17 protein-coding genes are annotated in these 18,424 nt (G+C 55.2%); 2 read left to right on the forward strand and 15 right to left on the reverse strand.

The annotated features are described in order from the left end of the window. The 14 genes from BA6348_RS20465 to BA6348_RS20530 form a co-directional block, all read right to left on the reverse strand. A complete protein-coding gene (locus BA6348_RS20465) occupies nucleotides 1-762 on the reverse strand; it encodes an ABC transporter ATP-binding protein (RefSeq protein ID WP_005834932.1) in 762 nt (253 codons plus the stop codon). A 1-nt stretch (nucleotide 763) separates the two neighbouring features. Beyond that, nucleotides 764-1,720 carry a branched-chain amino acid ABC transporter permease gene (locus tag BA6348_RS20470; RefSeq protein ID WP_035316637.1) on the reverse strand — a complete coding sequence of 319 codons (957 nt, stop codon included), beginning with the start codon at nucleotides 1,718-1,720 and terminating at the stop codon, nucleotides 764-766. 5 nt (nucleotides 1,721-1,725) lie between these two features. After that, nucleotides 1,726-2,592: a branched-chain amino acid ABC transporter permease gene (locus BA6348_RS20475; protein ID WP_007776691.1), complete on the reverse strand. Its 867-nt coding sequence runs from the start codon at nucleotides 2,590-2,592 to the stop codon at nucleotides 1,726-1,728. 159 nt (nucleotides 2,593-2,751) lie between these two features. After that, nucleotides 2,752-3,948, reverse strand: coding sequence for an ABC transporter substrate-binding protein (locus tag BA6348_RS20480; RefSeq protein ID WP_005834938.1), 1,197 nt, complete (start codon nucleotides 3,946-3,948; stop codon nucleotides 2,752-2,754). A gap of 257 nt (nucleotides 3,949-4,205) precedes the next feature. Further along, entirely contained in the window at nucleotides 4,206-4,523 is a 318-nt protein-coding gene (gene trxA, locus BA6348_RS20485; protein WP_005834940.1) for a thioredoxin, read from the reverse strand. A gap of 159 nt (nucleotides 4,524-4,682) precedes the next feature. Further along, a complete protein-coding gene (locus BA6348_RS20490) occupies nucleotides 4,683-5,054 on the reverse strand; it encodes a hypothetical protein (RefSeq protein WP_007776683.1) in 372 nt (123 codons plus the stop codon). A 122-nt stretch (nucleotides 5,055-5,176) separates the two neighbouring features. Further along, the gene (locus BA6348_RS20495) at nucleotides 5,177-6,136 is read right to left on the reverse strand and encodes an electron transfer flavoprotein subunit alpha/FixB family protein (RefSeq protein ID WP_005829227.1); all 960 of its coding nucleotides are present in this window, start codon (nucleotides 6,134-6,136) and stop codon (nucleotides 5,177-5,179) included. A 20-nt stretch (nucleotides 6,137-6,156) separates the two neighbouring features. Further along, nucleotides 6,157-6,924, reverse strand: coding sequence for an electron transfer flavoprotein subunit beta/FixA family protein (locus tag BA6348_RS20500; RefSeq protein ID WP_005829229.1), 768 nt, complete (start codon nucleotides 6,922-6,924; stop codon nucleotides 6,157-6,159). 54 nt (nucleotides 6,925-6,978) lie between these two features. Continuing rightward, nucleotides 6,979-7,752: an enoyl-CoA hydratase gene (locus BA6348_RS20505; RefSeq protein WP_005829231.1), complete on the reverse strand. Its 774-nt coding sequence runs from the start codon at nucleotides 7,750-7,752 to the stop codon at nucleotides 6,979-6,981. A gap of 117 nt (nucleotides 7,753-7,869) precedes the next feature. Further along, nucleotides 7,870-8,460 carry a fatty acid metabolism transcriptional regulator FadR gene (locus BA6348_RS20510; RefSeq protein WP_025844133.1) on the reverse strand — a complete coding sequence of 197 codons (591 nt, stop codon included), beginning with the start codon at nucleotides 8,458-8,460 and terminating at the stop codon, nucleotides 7,870-7,872. A 205-nt stretch (nucleotides 8,461-8,665) separates the two neighbouring features. Next, nucleotides 8,666-10,366 (reverse strand): AMP-binding protein, encoded by a 1,701-nt coding sequence (locus tag BA6348_RS20515; protein ID WP_025844134.1) that lies wholly within the window; start codon nucleotides 10,364-10,366, stop codon nucleotides 8,666-8,668. Nucleotides 10,367-10,579: 213 nt separating this feature from the next. Continuing rightward, nucleotides 10,580-11,575: an LCP family protein gene (locus BA6348_RS20520; protein WP_122952548.1), complete on the reverse strand. Its 996-nt coding sequence runs from the start codon at nucleotides 11,573-11,575 to the stop codon at nucleotides 10,580-10,582. A gap of 139 nt (nucleotides 11,576-11,714) precedes the next feature. After that, entirely contained in the window at nucleotides 11,715-12,890 is a 1,176-nt protein-coding gene (locus BA6348_RS20525; RefSeq protein WP_025844136.1) for a thiolase family protein, read from the reverse strand. A gap of 38 nt (nucleotides 12,891-12,928) precedes the next feature. After that, nucleotides 12,929-13,876, reverse strand: coding sequence for a 50S ribosomal protein L11 methyltransferase (locus BA6348_RS20530; protein WP_005829239.1), 948 nt, complete (start codon nucleotides 13,874-13,876; stop codon nucleotides 12,929-12,931). A 462-nt stretch (nucleotides 13,877-14,338) separates the two neighbouring features. Between BA6348_RS20530 and csaB the strand changes: the two genes are divergently transcribed. Further along, nucleotides 14,339-15,436 (forward strand): polysaccharide pyruvyl transferase CsaB, encoded by a 1,098-nt coding sequence (csaB, locus tag BA6348_RS20535; RefSeq protein WP_005829241.1) that lies wholly within the window; start codon nucleotides 14,339-14,341, stop codon nucleotides 15,434-15,436. Between the two features lie 27 nt (nucleotides 15,437-15,463). Next, nucleotides 15,464-16,321 carry a class I SAM-dependent methyltransferase gene (locus BA6348_RS20540; RefSeq protein WP_007776660.1) on the forward strand — a complete coding sequence of 286 codons (858 nt, stop codon included), beginning with the start codon at nucleotides 15,464-15,466 and terminating at the stop codon, nucleotides 16,319-16,321. Between the two features lie 41 nt (nucleotides 16,322-16,362). Here the strand turns inward: BA6348_RS20540 and BA6348_RS20545 are convergent, their stop codons facing one another. After that, on the reverse strand, nucleotides 16,363-18,000 hold the full coding sequence (locus tag BA6348_RS20545) for a polysaccharide biosynthesis protein (protein WP_005829244.1): 1,638 nt from the start codon (nucleotides 17,998-18,000) through the stop codon (nucleotides 16,363-16,365). Between the last annotated feature and the right edge of the window lie 424 nt (nucleotides 18,001-18,424).

Genomic DNA, 18,424 nt, shown 5'->3' on the forward strand with positions numbered 1-18,424 from the left:
CTATTCTTCCTCCTTGCCCAAGTATGCCTCGATCACATCGGGGTTGTTTTGTACCTCTTCCGGCGTTCCGTCCGCAATTTTCACGCCGAAATTGATGCAGACGACTTTCTCGCACAAGTTCATGACCAGCCCCATGTCGTGCTCGACCAGCAAGACGGTCGTGCCGTCATCGCGAATTTTGCGCACCAGTTCCATCAGCGCTTTCGTCTCTGTCTCGATCATCCCGGCAGCAGGCTCGTCCAAAAGCAATAGCTTCGGCTCGGTCGCGAGCGCCCTGGCGATTTCCAGACGGCGCTGCTGTCCGTACGCGAGCGTATCCGAGCGGACGTCTGCCACGTCGGACAGCCCGACAAACTCCAGCAATTGTTCCGCTTTTTTCGCAACCGCCTTCTCCTCGGACCGCTGGCCAGGCGTGCGCAAAAGCGAAGCCCAAAACCCCGCCTTCATCCGCGCATGGCAACCTACCTTGACGTTGTCGAATGCGCTCATGTGACCAAAGAGGCGAATATTTTGAAACGTGCGGGCAATCCCCATTTCCGTGATTTTGTTCGGCGGCATCCCGTTCAGCGTCTGTCCGGCAAAGGAAAAGGTGCCTGTCGTCGGCGCAAAAATTCCGGTGGCCATATTGAAGATCGTCGTCTTTCCGGCGCCGTTCGGGCCGATCAGGCCGACAATCTCCCCTTCGCGCACGGAAAAGGACACATCGCGCAGGGCCGTGATGCCGCCAAAGCTTTTTCCTACGTTCGCCAGTTCCAGCAACATCTCACAGTCCCCCCTTCGCCTTGCTTTTGTCTTTTTTGAACCATTTTTTGAAAGTATCGGTACCGATCAGACCGTGTGGACGGAAAGCCATCACGCCGACCATAATCAGACCGTACATGAGCATTTTGTATTCGGCCAGGCCGCGCAAAACTTCCGGCAGCGCCGTCAGCACGAGCGCGCCAAACAATGGTCCCCACACGACCTCGCTTCCCCCGATCACGGCAAAGGAGAGAATTTCCACGACTTTGTGGTAGTTGAAATCGTCCGGCGTAATCGTCGTCGTAATGTGCGCGAACAAGCCGCCGCACACGCCGGCGAGCACCGATCCGATGACGAAGGCGAGCATTTTGTAGTACGCCACTTGCAGGCCCATCGCCCGCGCCGCTGTCTCGTCCGCCTTGATCGCTTCGAACGCCCGGCCGAGCCTGGACTTGTTCAGACGCAGCGTCAAAAAGAGAATGACAGCGAACAACAACAGCATGAACAGGCACGTAGACAAAGCTTTCATTTGCATGACGGAGACGCCCAATGTCGTCGCTTTCAGCCCGATCGCTTTCTCAAAATCGTACAAATAATTGCCGATGGATTGCAGGCCGGTCAGCCCCAACGCCCCGTTCGTAATCTCCAGATTGAGCAAAATGACGCGAATGACCTCGCCAAAGCCGAGAGTGGCAATCGCCAGGTACAAGCCGTGCAGCTTCAAGGTTGGCGCGCCGATGAGCAGAGCGATCAAGCCTGCCGCCAAACCGCCGATGAGGATGGCAACAAACAGCGGCATGTCCGCCTGCTTGGTCAAAATACTCGCCGTGAAGGCGCCGATGCTCATGAATCCGGCATGCCCCAGCGAGAGCTGTCCGGTGGAGAGCGTGATGTAAATGCTGATCGCCAAGATGCTGTTCAGCAAAATAAAGGTAAACACCTGTAAGTTATACGGATTGAGAATGTCCAATGTTTGCACCTCCTTTACGCTTTGCGTCCAAATAGTCCTTCCGGCTTCAGCAACAAAATCACGATGATGAGGCCGAACGCCACGGCATCGCGATAAGACGAGTCTCCGTAGGCGACGGTAAACACCTCGATGATTCCGAGCAAAACGCCGCACACCATCGCTCCGGGAATGCTGCCGACGCCGCCCAGAATCAACACCGCCAGCCCCTTGAACCCGAGCGTCATCCCCATCGTAGGAATGAGGGCGGAATACGCCATGCCGATCAAAATGCCCGCCACACCGCCGAGAGCAGAGGCGATGATGACCGTGACGACGATCACCATGTTGGTGTTGATGCCCAAAAGGTTTGCAGTATCCGTATTTTCCGCCGTCGCCCGGATCGCTTTGCCCATCTTCGTCTTTTGAATCCAGAAGTGCAGGACAAACATGAGAAGGATGGAGATTCCCAAAATGACAAGATCCACGCTGCGAATTTGAATGATGCCCAGATCAAGCGGCTGACTTCCAAACGATTGCGGGAACGCCCGCGAGTCCGCGCCAAAAAACTTGTGCATCGCTTCCTCCACCAAAATGGCAAACCCGATCGTACTGATAAGCGAAGCCAGGTGGGGAACGTTTTTCTTGCGCAGCGGCCGCAGCGCTGTGTACTCCAGCACCAGCCCGAGAGCCGCCGAGATGACCACTGCCGCGAGCAGCGCGACGCCAAGCGGCATGTTCATGCTTGTCATCAGCACGAGGCCGACGAGCGAGCCAAAAATGAAAATTTGTCCATGAGCCATATTGATGATTCCGAGCACGCCGAAAATGAGCGTGTAGCCCAGCGCAATCAAGGAATAAGTGCTACCTACTGTCAAGCCATTGACTAATTGCTGCCAAAACAACTGCCTCACCTCACTGTAAAATGGTTGCCTGCCACGCGAAAACCAGCCGTTATTCTCGCTGGATCAGCAAGCGAAAGCGCACGCCTCGTCCTTTCTGATCCAGCGAGAAAACGTCATTGCCGATGGGAAAGAAGAGCCCGGGTTGCCCCGGGCATCATCCTATTCAAACGGGACGAATTTTCCATCTTTCGCGACAACGACTACTGCGTCTCCGATCGGGTTGCGCTTCTCATCGAAGGAAAGCTTGCCGGATACACCCGTAAAGTCTTTCAACTGGGCAAGCTGTTCGCGCAACGCTTCACGCTCGGCTTTGCCTGCTGCAAGCAGAGACTGCGACATGATGTACAGCGAATCGTACGCTTGCGCTGCGAATTGGTCAGGCTTCTTGTTGTATTTGGCTTCGAACGCCTTGACAAAGGCTTGTACCTTTTCGTCCTGCTTCTCAGGGCTGAACGGAGTCGCCACAATCAACCCTTCGGCTGCCGGGCCTGCAATTTCAAAAACTTTCGGATTATTGAAACCATTGCCGCCAAGGATCGTTCCGGTGATGCCGAGCTCGCGCGCTTTTTTCACAACCATGGAGCCTTCTTTGTACAGCGCAGATACGAGCAGCGCGTCCGGGTTGCCTTGTTTCAGCTTGGTCAGTTGGGCGGAAAAGTCGACGTCTCCGTTAGCAAAAGTCGCTTCCCCGGTAATTTCCAGGCCCATTTTTTCAGCCGTAGCTTTCATGACCTTGTAGCCATTCACAGAGAAATCGTCGTTGGAAGCGTAAATGAGCGCCACTTTTTTCAGGCCGTTTTTCTCGACTGCCGCTTTCATTGCTGTCGGAATCGCAATCGATTCAGGCAGCGAGTTGCGGAAGACGTATTCGCCGATGTCGTTGATGCCCTCGGATGTGTTGGAAATACCGAAGATCGGCGTTTCCGATTCGTTCGCGACTGGTCCGGCAGCGAACATTTCGCCCGAGAGCGTCGGCCCGATGATCGCGACGACATTATCCTGATTAATCAGTTTATTTACGGCGTTGATCGCTCCGTCTTTTTCCCCCGCCGAATCCTCGAACTTAAGCTCGATCTTGAGCTTGCCTTTATTCGCTTCATTCAGCTCGCCCAATGCCAGTTCCAAGCCTGCCTTTTGCGCTTCCCCGTATGCTGCGCCAGAACCGGAGAGAAAGCTGACCACACCGATTTTAGCCGTAAATTCTTGCCCGTCTGCACTGGCTGCCGGCTGCGAATCGCTGTTCCCTGCTGCTGGCGTGCTGGAAGTTCCTCCCCCGCTTCCACATCCCGCCATCAACACTGCGCCTAACGAAATCGTTGCCAGAGATCGCCACAACTGAAACCCCTTCACCTTCATCGAAAAGCCTCCCTTAATCTTTCTAAATAGACTGAATATATGAAGTTTAATAAAAGCATTCAAAAAAGGCAAATAATTTTCTCTGAGTAAACTTAATTTTTTGACAAACGATCGCTCGGTTGGAAGCCGCAACCATTATGTACCATCACGTTGAATGCGCTTACAATTATGCTCGTCCAAAAACGGGTGCGGCAGCGTTTCGGGAATGAGAAAAGCGGCTTGTTCTCGCCGCTTTCTCATGCTGTCTGTTTGCTTGTTTACAGGTGTTTGCCTACGGTTGCCATGAGAGCTTCTTTTGGTTGGAAACCGATTACTTTATCGACAGGCTGGCCATCCTTGAAGACGATCAAGGTCGGGATGGACATAACGCCAAAACGGCCTGCAGAATCCGGATTGTCGTCAACGTTTACTTTGACGATTTTGAGCTTGGAGCCGACTTCGCCGTCGATTTGCTCCAGCACAGGAGCGATCATTTTGCAAGGGCCGCACCAAGGAGCCCAGAAGTCAACCAGGACCGTACCGCCTTGCTCTACTTCCTGGGAAAAGGTGTTGTCAGTTGCATTTACAATTGCCATGGAAAGTTACCTCCTCGAAAAGTCAATTACTAAAAAAGGGTCAAATGCTACTTCAGTATATCATCCAAAAACAAAAATGACTATGGCGCCCCGCACTTTGTGCGCACTTCACGCTATAGTCTATCCAGTCGCTTCTTCCCTTATCGGTTGCTTTTTGCTTTATTGCCCTACTTGCTTGATGCGATTGATTTCCCGCTCATGATCGCTCACCTTTTTGTGCAGCAGGTCGATATCGGCCTCGATCAGCTTGTCTTGGCGCTCCAAACGCTCCAGCCGCTGAATCGCGTCGTCGCGGAAGTCGTACATCTCTTCACGAAATGCGTACATCTCTTCACGAAATGCGTACATCTCTTCACGAAACGCGTACATCTCTTCACGAAACGCGTACATCTCGTCGCGAAACGCGTACATTTCCGCCCTGAACTCGTACATCTCTGCCTTGAACTCCCGCAGCTCCTGCTGAACCTCTTTGACGATCCGGTTGTTCTCCCCCACCATGTGAATCAGTTGTTGCAACAGCTCTTCACTCATGCCGCTCACCTCTCCTTGGGTTTATTATAACAAGCAAGAACAGTGTAACGTAAGGGCTTGAGACAAAAAAAGCGTCCCCTCTTGCGGGACGCTTCTTGACATTTTCAACGGCCTGCTCAGCCTTAGACCAACACTTTTTTGAACTCGGCAGTAAGCAGTGGCAACACTTCGAACAGATCGCCTACGATGCCGTAATCCGCCACCTGGAAGATCGGCGCTTCCGGGTCTTTGTTAATCGCGACGATCACCTTGGAGCTGGACATGCCCGCCAAGTGCTGGATCGCCCCGGAAATGCCGCACGCAATGTACAGGTCAGGCGTTACGACTTTTCCCGTCTGCCCGATTTGCATCGAGTAGTCGCAGTAGTCGGCGTCGCACGCGCCACGGGACGCGCCTACAGCCGCACCGAGCACGTCTGCCAGCTCATACAGCGGCTGGAAGCCTTCCGCGCTCTTCACGCCGCGGCCGCCGGAGATGACGACTTTCGCTTCGGACAAGTCCACTTTGCCGCTTGTTTTGCGCACGACTTCTTTGACAATCGTGCGCAAGTCTTTGATTTCCAGGTCAACCGGAACGACAATCGCCTTTTTCGCAGCGTCCGGCGTGCCGATAGCGATATTGTTTGGACGGATGGTGATGAAAATTTTCCCGTCTACGAATTTGCGTTGTTGGAAAGCTTTGCCCGCATAAATCGGACGAACGAACACAGGACCCGCTTCGATGCTCGTCACATCGGAGACCAGGCCGTAGCCGAGCTTCGCCGCCACCCGCGGCGCGACGTCGCGGCCGATTGCCGTATGCCCCAAAATAACGGCATCAGGAGAGGCCAGCTCGATCAACTGCACAAGTGCTTGTGTATAGGCGTCAGGCGTGTACTGGGCGAGTGCCTCGTGATCCGCCGTGTAAACCGTGCTTGCTCCATGCTGTGCCAATACTGGCGCATGCGCTGCCGCGTCTGCCCCGAATACTCCCGCGACGATTTCGCCACCCTCGGCCAATGCTTGTGCTGCAGCCAACGCTTCCAGCGACACGTTGCGAAGTTGTCCGTCACGTACTTCTGTGAGTACAAGTACTTTTTTCATGGATATCCTCTCCCTCTCGCTTAGATCACTTTCGCTTCATTGCGCAACAGTTGCACCAATTCCGACGTCTGGGCTGCCAAATCGCCAGTGAGAATGCGGCCCGCCTGCTTTTTCGCTGGCAAGGTCTGGTCGACGATCTCGGTTTTTGCCTTCACTGCTTCGGCAGTCAGGCCCAAATCGTCTGCGCTGAGTCGCTCCAGCGGCTTTTTCTTCGCTTTCATGATTCCGGGGAGAGAAGGATAGCGCGGCTCGTTCAGCCCTTGCTGTGCGGTAATCAGCACCGGCAGGCTTGTTTCCACGACTTCCAGATCGCCTTCCACGTCGCGCTCTACGCGAACAGTGGTGCCGTCTACTTCCAGCTTCACAGCGGTGGATACGTGGTTGATGCCCAGCTCTTCTGCAAGACGCGGGCCGCCCTGGCCTGCGCCGGAGTCTACCGCCATCTGTCCACCGATGATGATGTCAAACCCGACTTTTTTCGCAACCGCAGCAAGCACTTTTGCCGTTGTGTATTCGTCGCCAAACAAAGACTCGTCATCCACGAGCACAGCTTTGTCCGCTCCCATCGCGAGCGCAGTGCGCAAAGAGCTTTCCACGCGGTCCGGCCCTACGCTTACCACTGTCACTTCGCCGCCGTGCTCCTCCTTGAGCTTGATCGCTTCTTCTACCGCGTACTCATCGTATGGATTGATGATGAACTCCACGCCATCCTCGGAAATTTGCCCGTTTTGGATGACGATTTTTTCTTCTGTGTCAAACGTCTGCTTCAACACAACCACGATATTCATCAGGATGCCTCCTCCTTAATGGTTCCTCGTACTGGTGATGCTGCAATCATCGGGTTACTTGTCTGTAAACTGCGGCGCGCGCTTTTCCAAAAACGCTGCCACGCCTTCCTTCATATCTTCTGACGCAAATGCCTCGCCGAATTTTTTCGCTTCCTGCTCCAGTCCTTCCGCCGAGCCAAGCTGCACGGTGTTGTGGACAGATTCCAGGGCGAGCCTGAGCGTGACAGAGCTTTTTTGGGTGATGGCGTAGGCCAGCTTCTTCGCTTCCGCGAGCAACTGTTCGGCTGGATATACCGCTTCCACGAGTCCGATGCGCAAAGCTTCCTCGCCGCCGATCATCTCAGAGGTGAGAATCAGTTGGGTCGCTTTTCCTCTGCCGACCAGTCGCGGCAAGCGCTGCGTTCCGCCGTAGCCAGGGATGAGTCCCAGATTCAGCTCCGGCAGTCCCAGCTTCGCTTCGACTGCGGCAAAGCGTATATGGCAAGCCATCGCAAGCTCCAGTCCGCCACCCAGGCAAGCGCCGTTAATGGCTGCGATAATGGGCTTCGGGAATGTCTCCAGTCGGTCGAACAACGCTTGGCCTCTCCTCGCCATCGCTTCCGCTTCAGCAGGGGCCAATTGGGTAAATTCCTTGATATCGGCTCCCGCAATGAAAAACCGGCCTTCTCCAGTCAAGACAATCGCTTTGACTTCCGCGTTGTTTTCCAACTGGTTCAAAAGTTCACTCAATTCATCGAGCACCGCTCTACCCAGTGCGTTAGCGGGCGGGTTGCTGATCGTCACGACAGCGACGCGATCAGCGATCTCTACATTCCAATGCGAATCCATGCCTCTCCCCCCAAACTAATCCCTATGAACAAACAGGCTATTTATCCCTTCTGAGCGAACGCTCAGTCTTGCTGTTTCCATTGTAACAAACGTTTTCGCACAAAAAAAGCTTTTCTTTCATTCTTTTCCCTTCATACCGAACAGGAAGAGGTTATGAATGGAATCAACATGAGAGACAAGATCGTACTTGCACTGCTTCATGACCCAAGATGTCGTCACTTCATCCAGCGTGCCAAAAATCATTTTCCTCGTCATCCTGACGTCCAGATCCGGCCGGAACACCGCTTGCTCTATCCCTTCCCGGATGATTTCTTCGATCAGGTTGAAATATTGCTTCATCACGTTGCCGATGCCTTCGCTGATGACCGGATTGGCCTGGCGCAGCTCAATCTGCGTAACTTTTGCCAAATCGTGGTCTTTGGCCAACTGGCTCAAGTGGGCATGCACGAGGACGTACAATTTTTGCTCGATGGATGTCGCTTCGAAAATCCGTTTGCGGTTTTCGTCCACGAACTGACCCATCTTCTCGTTGAACAACGAAATCAGGATATCATCCTTGTTTTCAAAATAGAGGTATATGGTGCCGTCTGCTACCTTCGCCTCTTTTGCAATCTTGGATACCTGGGCGCTGTAATAGCCTTGTCTGGCGATTACCCGTACAGCAGCATCAATAATGGCTTGATACTTTTCCCCCGTTTTTTTTGCCATAATAACCTCCATCTTTACTCGCAATGATGATAAGACAATTTCCGAAATGAATGATTATTCATTCATAAAATCAGTTTAATACAGGAACCCGGCGCTGTCAATTGCCCGGCGTGAACATGAATGACGGCGACAGCCTGTCCCGTGCAAGCTCACAAAAATGGCCGCTTCCTCAAAGGGACGCGAGCCGAACGGCAGCATCTGTGCGTCAGCTTGTTTTGATCTCGTCCTGTGCTTCCTGGCGAGCTTTGTCTTCTTCCTGCAACTGCCTGCGCAGCACTTTGCCCACCATCGTCTTGGGCAGTTCTGTGCGAAACTCGTACTTTCGCGGAATTTTGTAGGCGGCGAGCTTCTTGCGGCAATGCGCTTCGAGTTCTTCCTCGCTCGCCTGCTTGCCGTCCTTGAAGACGATGAACGCCTTTACCGTCTCGCCGCGATACGGGTCCGGAACGCCGATGACAGCCGCCTCCTGGATGGACGGATGCTCGAACAGCACTTCCTCCACCTCGCGCGGATAAATGTTGAAGCCTCCTGCGATTATCATGTCCTTTTTGCGGTCGACGATGTAGAAGTAGCCGTTTTCGTCCATGTACCCTACGTCACCCGTCAGCAGCCAGCCATCCTTCAAGACCGCGGCTGTCTCCTCCGGGCGGTTCCAGTAGCCGAGCATGACCTGCGGCCCTTTGACCGCCAGCTCGCCGACCTCGCCCTGCGGCAGCTCTTCTCCTGTGACCGTGTCGAGGATGCGACAGTCCGTATCCGGCCAAGGCATGCCGATGCTGCCGGTAATGCTTTTTTCCCAGATCGGGTTGGAGTGGGTCACTGGCGATGCTTCCGTCAGGCCGTAGCCTTCCACGAGCTTGCCTCCTGTCAGTTCCTCGAACTTGACCTTGACCTCGACGGGAAGCGGCGCCGAACCGCTGACACACGCCTCGATCGAAGACAGGTCGTGGTTTTTCAGGTCGGGGTGATTAATCAGGGCGATGTACATCGTCGGCGCGCCGGGGAACAAGGTCGGCTTGCGCTTGTCGATCATCTCGAAAATTTGTTTGACCTCGAACTTCGGCACGAGGATGATTTCTGCGGCAATGCAAATGCCTTTGTTCATCACTGTCGTCATGCCGTAGACGTGAAAGAGCGGAAGCACGCCCAAAATTCGCTCGCCGCCTCTGCGCAGCTTGTAGAGGACAGCCTGGCACTGCATCGCATTGGCGATCAGATTGGCATGCGTCAGCATGACGCCTTTGGCTACCCCTGTCGTGCCGCCCGTGTACTGGAGCAGGGCGATGTCCTGTTCCGGGTCGACTGGCACATGGACAGGGGTGACAGCGCTTTCTTTTACGGCGGAAAGAAAAGGCTCAACATCTGCGCTGTATGTAACCTGCGGAGTTTGCCCCTGTTTTTTCTGGACCAGCGGATACAGCCATTTTTTCAATAAGGGAAGAAAATCGCCAACACTTGTCACAAAAATACGTTTGAGTGGTGTGGACGAGCGGACTTGCGCTACGCGCTTGTACAGCAAATCCAGCGTGATGATCGTCTCTGCGCCGGAGTCTTCCAGTTGGTGAATCAGCTCGCGCTCCGTGTAGAGCGGGTTCGTCATCACTACGATCGCGCCTGCAAACAGCGCGCCGTAATAGCTGATGACGGCTTGCGGGGTATTCGGCAGCATGATCGCCACACGGTCGCCTTTTTGCACGCCCCGTTTGACCAGCGCGTTGGCAAATCGGTAAGACAGTTCCAAAAGCTCCCGGTACGAAATCGTCTTGCCCATGAAGTAAATCGCGTTGTTGTCCGGGTACGATGCAGCCGACTGCACGAGAAATTGCGTCAGCGGAATACGGGGGTAATCCAGTGACGGTGCAGTTTCGGACGGGTAATTGGCAATCCAAGGCTTAGCATTTGACATAGTCATTCCCTCCATCCCTTCAATGGCCTTGCCCCTCCCCTATGATCGTCATTCATAATCTCTTCCTTATTGCTATTGTATTCGAAAGATAGTTAATTTTCCAATTAAAAACGTTTTTGGATAAGAAAACGTGGCTTCGCCAAATAGATTGGCGAAGCCTTCGTCGTCCCGTTCAAGCGGAGTATGTCTGTTTTCAGCGCCTTCCCTCGTTCGTCACGGCTGCAGCGCCGCGAGCACCTGCTGGCGAACCCGCTCGCGCTCCGCTGTCGGCACGAGATGATACCAGCCTACGATGCCGTTGTGCCAGATGCGCTCGTCCTGCCCGACCAGCGTATCGGTCTTGATTTTGTTCCGCGTCCCGTCGCCGTAGCTCAACAGCAGCGAAGCGATTTCCTGATCGGTCAGATCGGTTTTGACGTGCTGGCCCAAAATCTCCATCAGCTTGAACGCCTTCGTGTACATTTGCGCCGAAGTGCCCTTTTGCGCCAGGGCGGCCAAAATCTCCTGTTGGCGGTTGATCCGCTGGTAGTCGCTGTCTTCTTTGCCCAGATCGCTTTTGCGGTAGCGCGCGTAACCCAGCGCCTGTTCGCCGGACAGCACCTGCAAGCCTGGCATCAGGTCAATGTACGTGTCGTCGCTCGGGTCGCTGTACTTCATCCGCTTTTTGACGTCGATCGAGACGCCGCCCAACTCGTCGACGATTTTGCGGAAGCCTTCGAAGTCCACAGAGACGTAGCGGTCGATCTTGATATCGAGAAATGTTTCCAGCGTCTCCTTGACCAGCTTCGGTCCGCCAAAAGCCATCGCATGATTCACTTTGTCATAGCCTTTGCCGGGCAGCTCCATGTAGCTGTCCCGCGGAATCGAGATGAGGTAGGCGGACTGCTTCGCGGGATGAACGGCGGCGAGCATCAGCGTGTCAGACCGCGCTTTTTCCCCGTCCCGGCTGTCCACACCGAGCAGCATGACGACGAACGGCTTCAACGGCTCGCTGCCCGTCAACAGGTCGCGCGGCGGCGGCAAAGTGGCAGCCGCCTGCTTGGCCCCGCCTTTTGCCTGTCCGTCGAGGGGCGCGTACCATTTTTCCGTCATCTGCTTATATTGATAGGCACTGTAGCCGATCGCAACGAGCGCTCCGGCCAGCAGGCAGGAAAACAGGTGAAACGCGATCTGTTTTTTGTATTGCTTCAAAAATGAAAAAAATGCCATAAAAAAAGCCTCCCCCTTTGCAAGCACAGCCGCTGCCTTTTTCTACTGCTTCAAGAGGCAGGGCTTGCTTCCATTTTTAACAGGGGAGACTTGATTTAAACGTGCTTCGTGCGCGCGGCAACAGAAAACGCTTTTGCTGCTACGCCCGCTCGACGACCATCGCCATGCCCATGCCGCCGCCAACACACAGTGTCGCCAATCCGCGCTTGAGCTGGCGGCGCTTCAGTTCGTGCAGCAAGGTCACGACGATCCGGCATCCGGTGGAGCCGACAGGATGGCCGAGCGAGATTCCGCTGCCGTTTACGTTGGTGATCTCGCGCGGCAGCTCGAGCAGCTTTTCGACAGCGAGGTATTGGGCGGCGAACGCCTCGTTCACCTCGATCAGCTCCATGTCGGCCAGCGTCATGCCCGCCTTCGCCAACGCCTTTTTCACAGCGGGCACCGGGCCGTAGCCCATCAGGTCCGGCTCTACTCCGGCTGTCGCCCACGAGACGATTCTGCCGAGCGGCTCGATACCAAGCTCCTTCGCTTTGGCTTCCCGCATCAGCACGACAGCGGAAGCTCCATCGTTCAGCCCGGAAGCGTTGCCCGCCGTCACGGTGCCATCCTCGCGAAAGCCTGGCTTCAGCTTGGCGAGGCTCTCCATCGTCACGCCGCGTCTCGGGAACTCGTCTTCCGTGACGACGACCTCTCCGGTGCGTTTTTTGATCGGCACGCCGATGATTTCCTCCGCAAACAGCCCATTGTCGATTGCCCGGATCGCGTTGTGCTGGCTGCGCATGGCGATTTCGTCCTGCTCCTCGCGGCTGATGTTGTACAAGTCGGCCAGACGCTCGGCTGTCTCGCCCATCAAAATCTGGTGATGCGGGTCCGTCAAAAGCTCCCACATCGCATCAGTCATTTCCCCGTGCATGAGCCTGCGGCCCCATCTGGCGTTTTTCAACACGTAAGGAGCGTTGCTCATGCTCTCTGTGCCGCCTGCGATCACCACTTCGTTTTCGCCGAGCAAAATTTGCGACGCGCCGCTGGCAATCGCCTGCATCCCGGACGCGCACTGACGCTGCACAGTAAAGCCCGTCACTTCCTTGCCCAGCCCCGCGTCAATAGCCGCGACTCTGGCGATGTTCGGTTCATCTGTGCGCTGGATGCAGTTGCCCAAAATAACCTCGTCGATCTGTGATGCTTCCAGGCCCGCTCTCGCCATGACGCCGCGAATGGCCACCTCCGCCAGCTTGCGAGCGCTTACATCTTTTAAGACACCGCCAAACGTACCGATTGGCGTACGTCCGGCAGCAGCAATGACGACATGCTCCATTTCTTTCCCCTCCACTGTCATGATTGTTTTTTATGTTCTCACACAGTAGTTACAAAATGGTTCACAGCCGTATTCTTCATCAACACCGTCACCCACTCGTCCGAATGGCGCTCGGTTTCCTTCTGAAAGCCCGCCTCCTCGAATGCCGCGAGCACGGCCTCCCGATTCCAGTCTACGATCCCGGAGAGAATAATTTGCCCGCCCGGTGCGATTCGTTCGCGAATCAGCGGAAGCATGGAGACGTTCTCGTCCCCTCCGATGTTGACCAAAATCAGATCAGCCTGCGGCGGGAGCTGGGCCGCGACCTCTGCGTCGGAAGCGTCGCCGATCACGACGCGAACCGCGTCCTCTGGCAGCTCGTTGTTCGCCGCGTTGACTTGCACCTGATACTCGCTCTCCGGGTTGATATCAACGGCCCAGACCGGATGCTGCGCACCGTTGCGCGCACTGAACAGGGAGAGGATGCCCGAGCCTGTCCCGATGTCGAAAACGACTTTGCCCGTCAGATCCATCTCTTGCAATAGCAAAAGAATATCCTGCGTCGTCCCGTGATAGCCGGTGCCAAACGCCGCCCCCGGATCAATCCACAGCACATGCTCGGCGTCGGCCAGCAACTGCGGGTCCGTCCAGCTAGGCGCCACCCACCAGTTGCCGACCCGCACCTCGCGAAACTCGTCCTTCCACGACTCGTTTTCTTCGGCTACCTGCTCGACTTCCTTGACCTGCACCTGGCCGTTCCAGCGGGAAATGTACGCCTGAAGCCGCGCGACATGCTCCTCTTCGCTATCCTGCTTCGGCTCAAACAAGTACGCCACGACAGGCCCTTCCGTATTTTCCGCGTAATCATAGCCGTTTTCCGTCGTCAAAATTTCGATCTGCGGCTCGACCCAGCCGAGCGTGTACGGGCTGCCCAACACTTCCGCCACAAATAAATCCTCTGTCATTTGCTCTACCAACAAGGTGTATTTCAACCACATGCTTTCCATGATGAATCTTGCTCCTTCCAGGTTGCTTTCGCCACATGGCAGTTGACTTGCCCGTTCCCGGCAACGCCGTACCGCTATTGCATCTGCTGTTGGCAAGTTTGCTAGGGAACATGGTATGATAGTAGAATGGACTATTTTACTGCAGGGAGGCTTGCCATGTTTGACGAATTTTTTTACCGACGCCGGAAAAACAAAGGATTGCTCGTCGTGATGATTGCCTTGATCCTGCTCGGCATCGGCATGTTTGCGATGGGGTTCTTTTATCTGTTCGTGTAAGGCGCCCATCCCGATTGTTCGCGCGCGCTTTCATTATACCCTATGAAAACCAGCTAGCCCAAGGTCTATCGCGAAAAGCCGGACGCCAAGTTTTGTACCGGGGTCGCTTTACTTCCTCTTGTTTACTCGATTATACTTGAGAATGTATTTTTCCTGTACGTTTGATATAGAAAGAAGGTTCACTCCATGTCGCGAATTCTCATCTCCGGGTACTACGGCTTTAACAATGCCGGAGACGATGTGGTCCTGTACGGCATCATCAGCTCTCTTACGCGGGAACAACCAAATATCTCTCTCGCCGTTCTGTCCAATCAACCTGATCGGACTGCGGAATTGTTCGGGATTGAAGCTTATGACCGCTGGAGCTTTGGAACCATCGTCCGTGAGCTTTCGCGCAGCGACATGCTAGTGATGGGCGGCGGAACGCTGATGCAGGACGTGACCAGTCCGCGCAGTGTTCTCTACTATTTGGGCATCGTCACCATCGCCAAGCTTCTCCGCAAGCCCGTGGTCTTTTACGCTCAAGGGTTTGGCCCTATTCTCAAATCACTCAGCCGCCAGGTCATCAAACGCGTAGTGAACCGGGTTGATGTCATTACCGTGCGAGACTATGAATCGGGAGAAGACTTCAAGGCGTGCGGCGTCAAAAAAGCGCCGATCCATGTCACAGCAGATCCTGCCCTGACGATCTCCCCTGACGATATACCGGATGCGCGCGGAAAAGAACTGCTTCAAGGCATGTTCGCCGACCCTGCCAAGCCTTTGGTAGCGATCTCCGTGCGGGACTGGAAGCAGGAACAGGCGTTCAAGCGGACCATCGCCAAAGCGGCGGACTGGTTTGTCTTGCGCGGCTGGAATGTCCTGTTTCTCCCGATGCACGTTCCCAGCGATTTGGCGCCATCCAAAGAAATCATGGCACAGATGACCCAGACAGGAGCACGTCTACTCGATGCGCCCGTTACTTTTCACGATATCATGTCTGTTTTGAAACAGTGCGACTACGTCGTCGGCATGCGCCTGCACTCGCTCATTCTCGCCTGCATGCTGCGCATTCCGTTTATCGGCATCTCCTACGATCCGAAAATCGACCGCTTTGTCGAGCGCGCCGGGATGCCGAATGCAGGCCACATCACGAAGCTGGACGAGACTCAGCTTCTCGCGCTGCTGGCCGAGAAAATCGACAAGCTCGACGCCGAGATTGAGGTCGTGACCGCGCATTCCCGCACGCTTGCGGTAGAAGCGGCCAAAAGCAGCGAGCTGGTGCTTCAGGCGCTGCGAAAATAAGGCTTTACAGGAAAGGAGGACGCGCTTATGTCCTTTTCTTCGCAAGTATTGCTCGGATTAAACCGGCTTTTCCCGCTCCCCGTTCACCCGTTCAACCTGGCGAACAACGGGGAGATGAGCTATACCGAATGGCAGTTTCAAAAAGGGGACCAGACGATTCAGTTTTTCCTCCCCTTCCACTCCCAAGAGCAAATGTTCAGCGACAAAACCGTGCTGGACATCGGCTGTGGCGGCGGTGGCAAAACATGTTACTACGCCACCTTCGGCCCGAAAAAGATGATCGGGATTGACATCGTTCCGCACTACGCCGAGGAAGGCAATGCCTTTGCCCGGGAAAAGGGGCTCGCTGACGTCGTTTCCTTCATGACAGGCGACGCTGCCCGCACGGATTTTGCCGACAACACGTTTGACACGATCATCATGAACGACGCGATGGAGCACGTGGCCGAGCCGGAAAAGACGCTGGAAGAGTGCTTCCGCATCTTAAAGCCCGGCGGACACTTGTACATCAACTTCCCGCCGTACTATCACCCGTACGGTGCGCATTTGTCGGACGCGATCGGCATTCCGTGGGTGCACGCCCTCTTTTCCGAACAGGCGCTGATCGACGCCTACAAAAAGCTGGTGCGCGATTTGCCGGACGGTTCTGACCGCATCTCGTTCCGCTTTGACAAACGGCCAGATGGCAGCGAGACGATCTCCTACATCAACCGGATGACGATCAAGCGTTTCCGCAACATTCAAAAAGGCGTGAAGCATCCTGCCGTCTACGAGCGCGAGATTCCGCTGCGCAACCAGCTTAAGGGCTTGGCAAACGTGCCTGGCTTCCGCGAGTTTTTCGTCAAAATGGTCGTCTGCGTGTATCAAAAATCCCCTTCCTCCTGATGTGGAGAAAGGGGATTTTCTTTTGCCCAGCCAAACTTGCGTTATTGTGCCTTCGACGACGCCTGTTTCTTGCGGATGAGGTTGATAAAGGCGCGCAGCTTGGCCCCGCCAGGCAGCCAGTCCAGCTCCTTGTCCTCGATCAGCGGGATCAACAGCAGCAGGCCCAAATAGACGACCAGTCCCACGCCTACGCCCGTAACCGTTTCGATGGCGCCAAGCAGGCGAACTTTTTCCTTGCCCGCGAGCAGCAGGCCGACGGCTTCGGTCGCGCCCCAGGCGAGCAGCAGCATCAGGTTGGCGACGAGCAGCGGATAAATCGTATCAAAGCGCCAGTGGATCGGCACCTGCACGAGCTTGCTGATGACCCGCATGTTGAGAATGCAGACAAACGCGGTCGCGCACAGCCACGACAAGGACAGCCCGTCCATGCCGAACATGGAGGTGAACACGAGTGTCGTTGCGACCTTGACGATCACGCCGTACAACAGATGGCGCGCAGGAATTTTCTCTTTGCCGATCCCTTGCAAAATGCCGTTGGTCGCAAGTAGCAGCGAGAGCGGAATCGCGCTGATGCCCAGAATCGCCATCGCCCGCGTCCCTTCCATGTCGCCGTAGAGCGCCAGGTTGGCCCCTTCGGCTACGGCTGTCAGTCCAAGCCCAGCCGGCAGGCCGATCAGCCAGGCGAAGCGCAGCGACAGCTTGGTCAAGGTCGTGACGCGCTCCTGGTCTTTTTGCCGCTTGGCTTCCGCAATCGCAGGAACGATCGAGAGCGCAATGGAGGAGCCGAACAAACTCGCCATTTGCAAAAGCGGGCCGCCCCGGCTGTAAATGCCGAACCACGTATCCGCCGTCAAGCCGTCTACATTCCATATGTAGCGGAAAATATTGATCGCCAGAAACGAATCGGTCAAGCTGAAAATCGGAATGACGAGCGCGCTGACGCAGATCGGCCAGGCGATTCGCCACATGGAGCCGAAAAACGCGCGATCGTACCACCAGTCAAGACGTCCCCACTTTGCGTGTGCAAACACGGAGTTTTTCCGGTTGTGCAGCCACATGAGCAGCGCGAGAAAGCCGAGGCTGAGCAGCGTGCTAATCATCGTCCCGAAGTTGACGCCCGTAATGACCGTATCGGTGTCCTCTCCCAGCCTGACCAGGTAGAGCGAAGCGACCAGAATGAAAATCACCCGCAACGTCTGCTCCACGATCTGCGACAGACCGACGTACAGCATTTTTTGATGGCCGTAAAAGAAGCCGCGAATGACGGCAATCAGCGGCACGAACAGCAAGGACAGCGAAATGGCCCGGATCGGCTCGATCAGATGCGGGTTGCCCATCAGCTTGGCAATCAGCGGCGAGCTGACGTACAAAATCGCGAACAGTACAATCCCTATCCCGCCCATCATCACCATGCTCCGCGCCAAAATCTGCCCGACAGAGCCTTGCTTGCCCTCGGCGAGCGCCTCGGCAATGACCCGCGACAGCGCGACTGGCACACCTGCCGTCGCCAAAATGAGGAAAGTCAGGTAGAGCGGGTACACCTCCTGATAGAGTCCAAGACCGTTGTCCCCGACGATCTCCTGCAGAGGGATGCGGTAAAACATCCCGATTACTTTTGACAAAATTCCCGCGATGGCCAGAATCAGCGCCCCTGCGAGAAAGTGACTTTTTTTCAACATGGGTAACTCCTTTTTGCGTCGCTTTGACTTGGGGGCTGGCTATCGCCATGAACCCACCCTCTATCCTACTATCATTTCCTCCTTCCAGCAAACAGGTATATCGATGGAATTTGGCTGGAATACTGGTGAAAAACAGATTCCATTGACTTCTTCGAATCGTCTGATGGGAAGCGTAGGAGGAATAAGGATAGCCCTAACGGGTTTTTTGATTCGCCAAGTACAGTGGCCCTTGATGGAGGTACTGAAGGAAAACCGCACGCGCCCGTACATGCGAAAGCTGCAAGCCGCCCAGCATTTGTCCAGGGAGGTGCTGGCAAGCCGCCAGCGCGAAAAGCTGCAAAGGCTGCTCGATCACGCTGTCCGGCACGTGCCGGCCTACGCCGACTACACTGAGGTCTGGAGCGAGTATCGGGAAGCGCCGGAA

It is taken from the genome of Brevibacillus agri (assembly GCF_004117055.1).
Lineage (GTDB): Bacteria > Bacillota > Bacilli > Brevibacillales > Brevibacillaceae > Brevibacillus > Brevibacillus agri.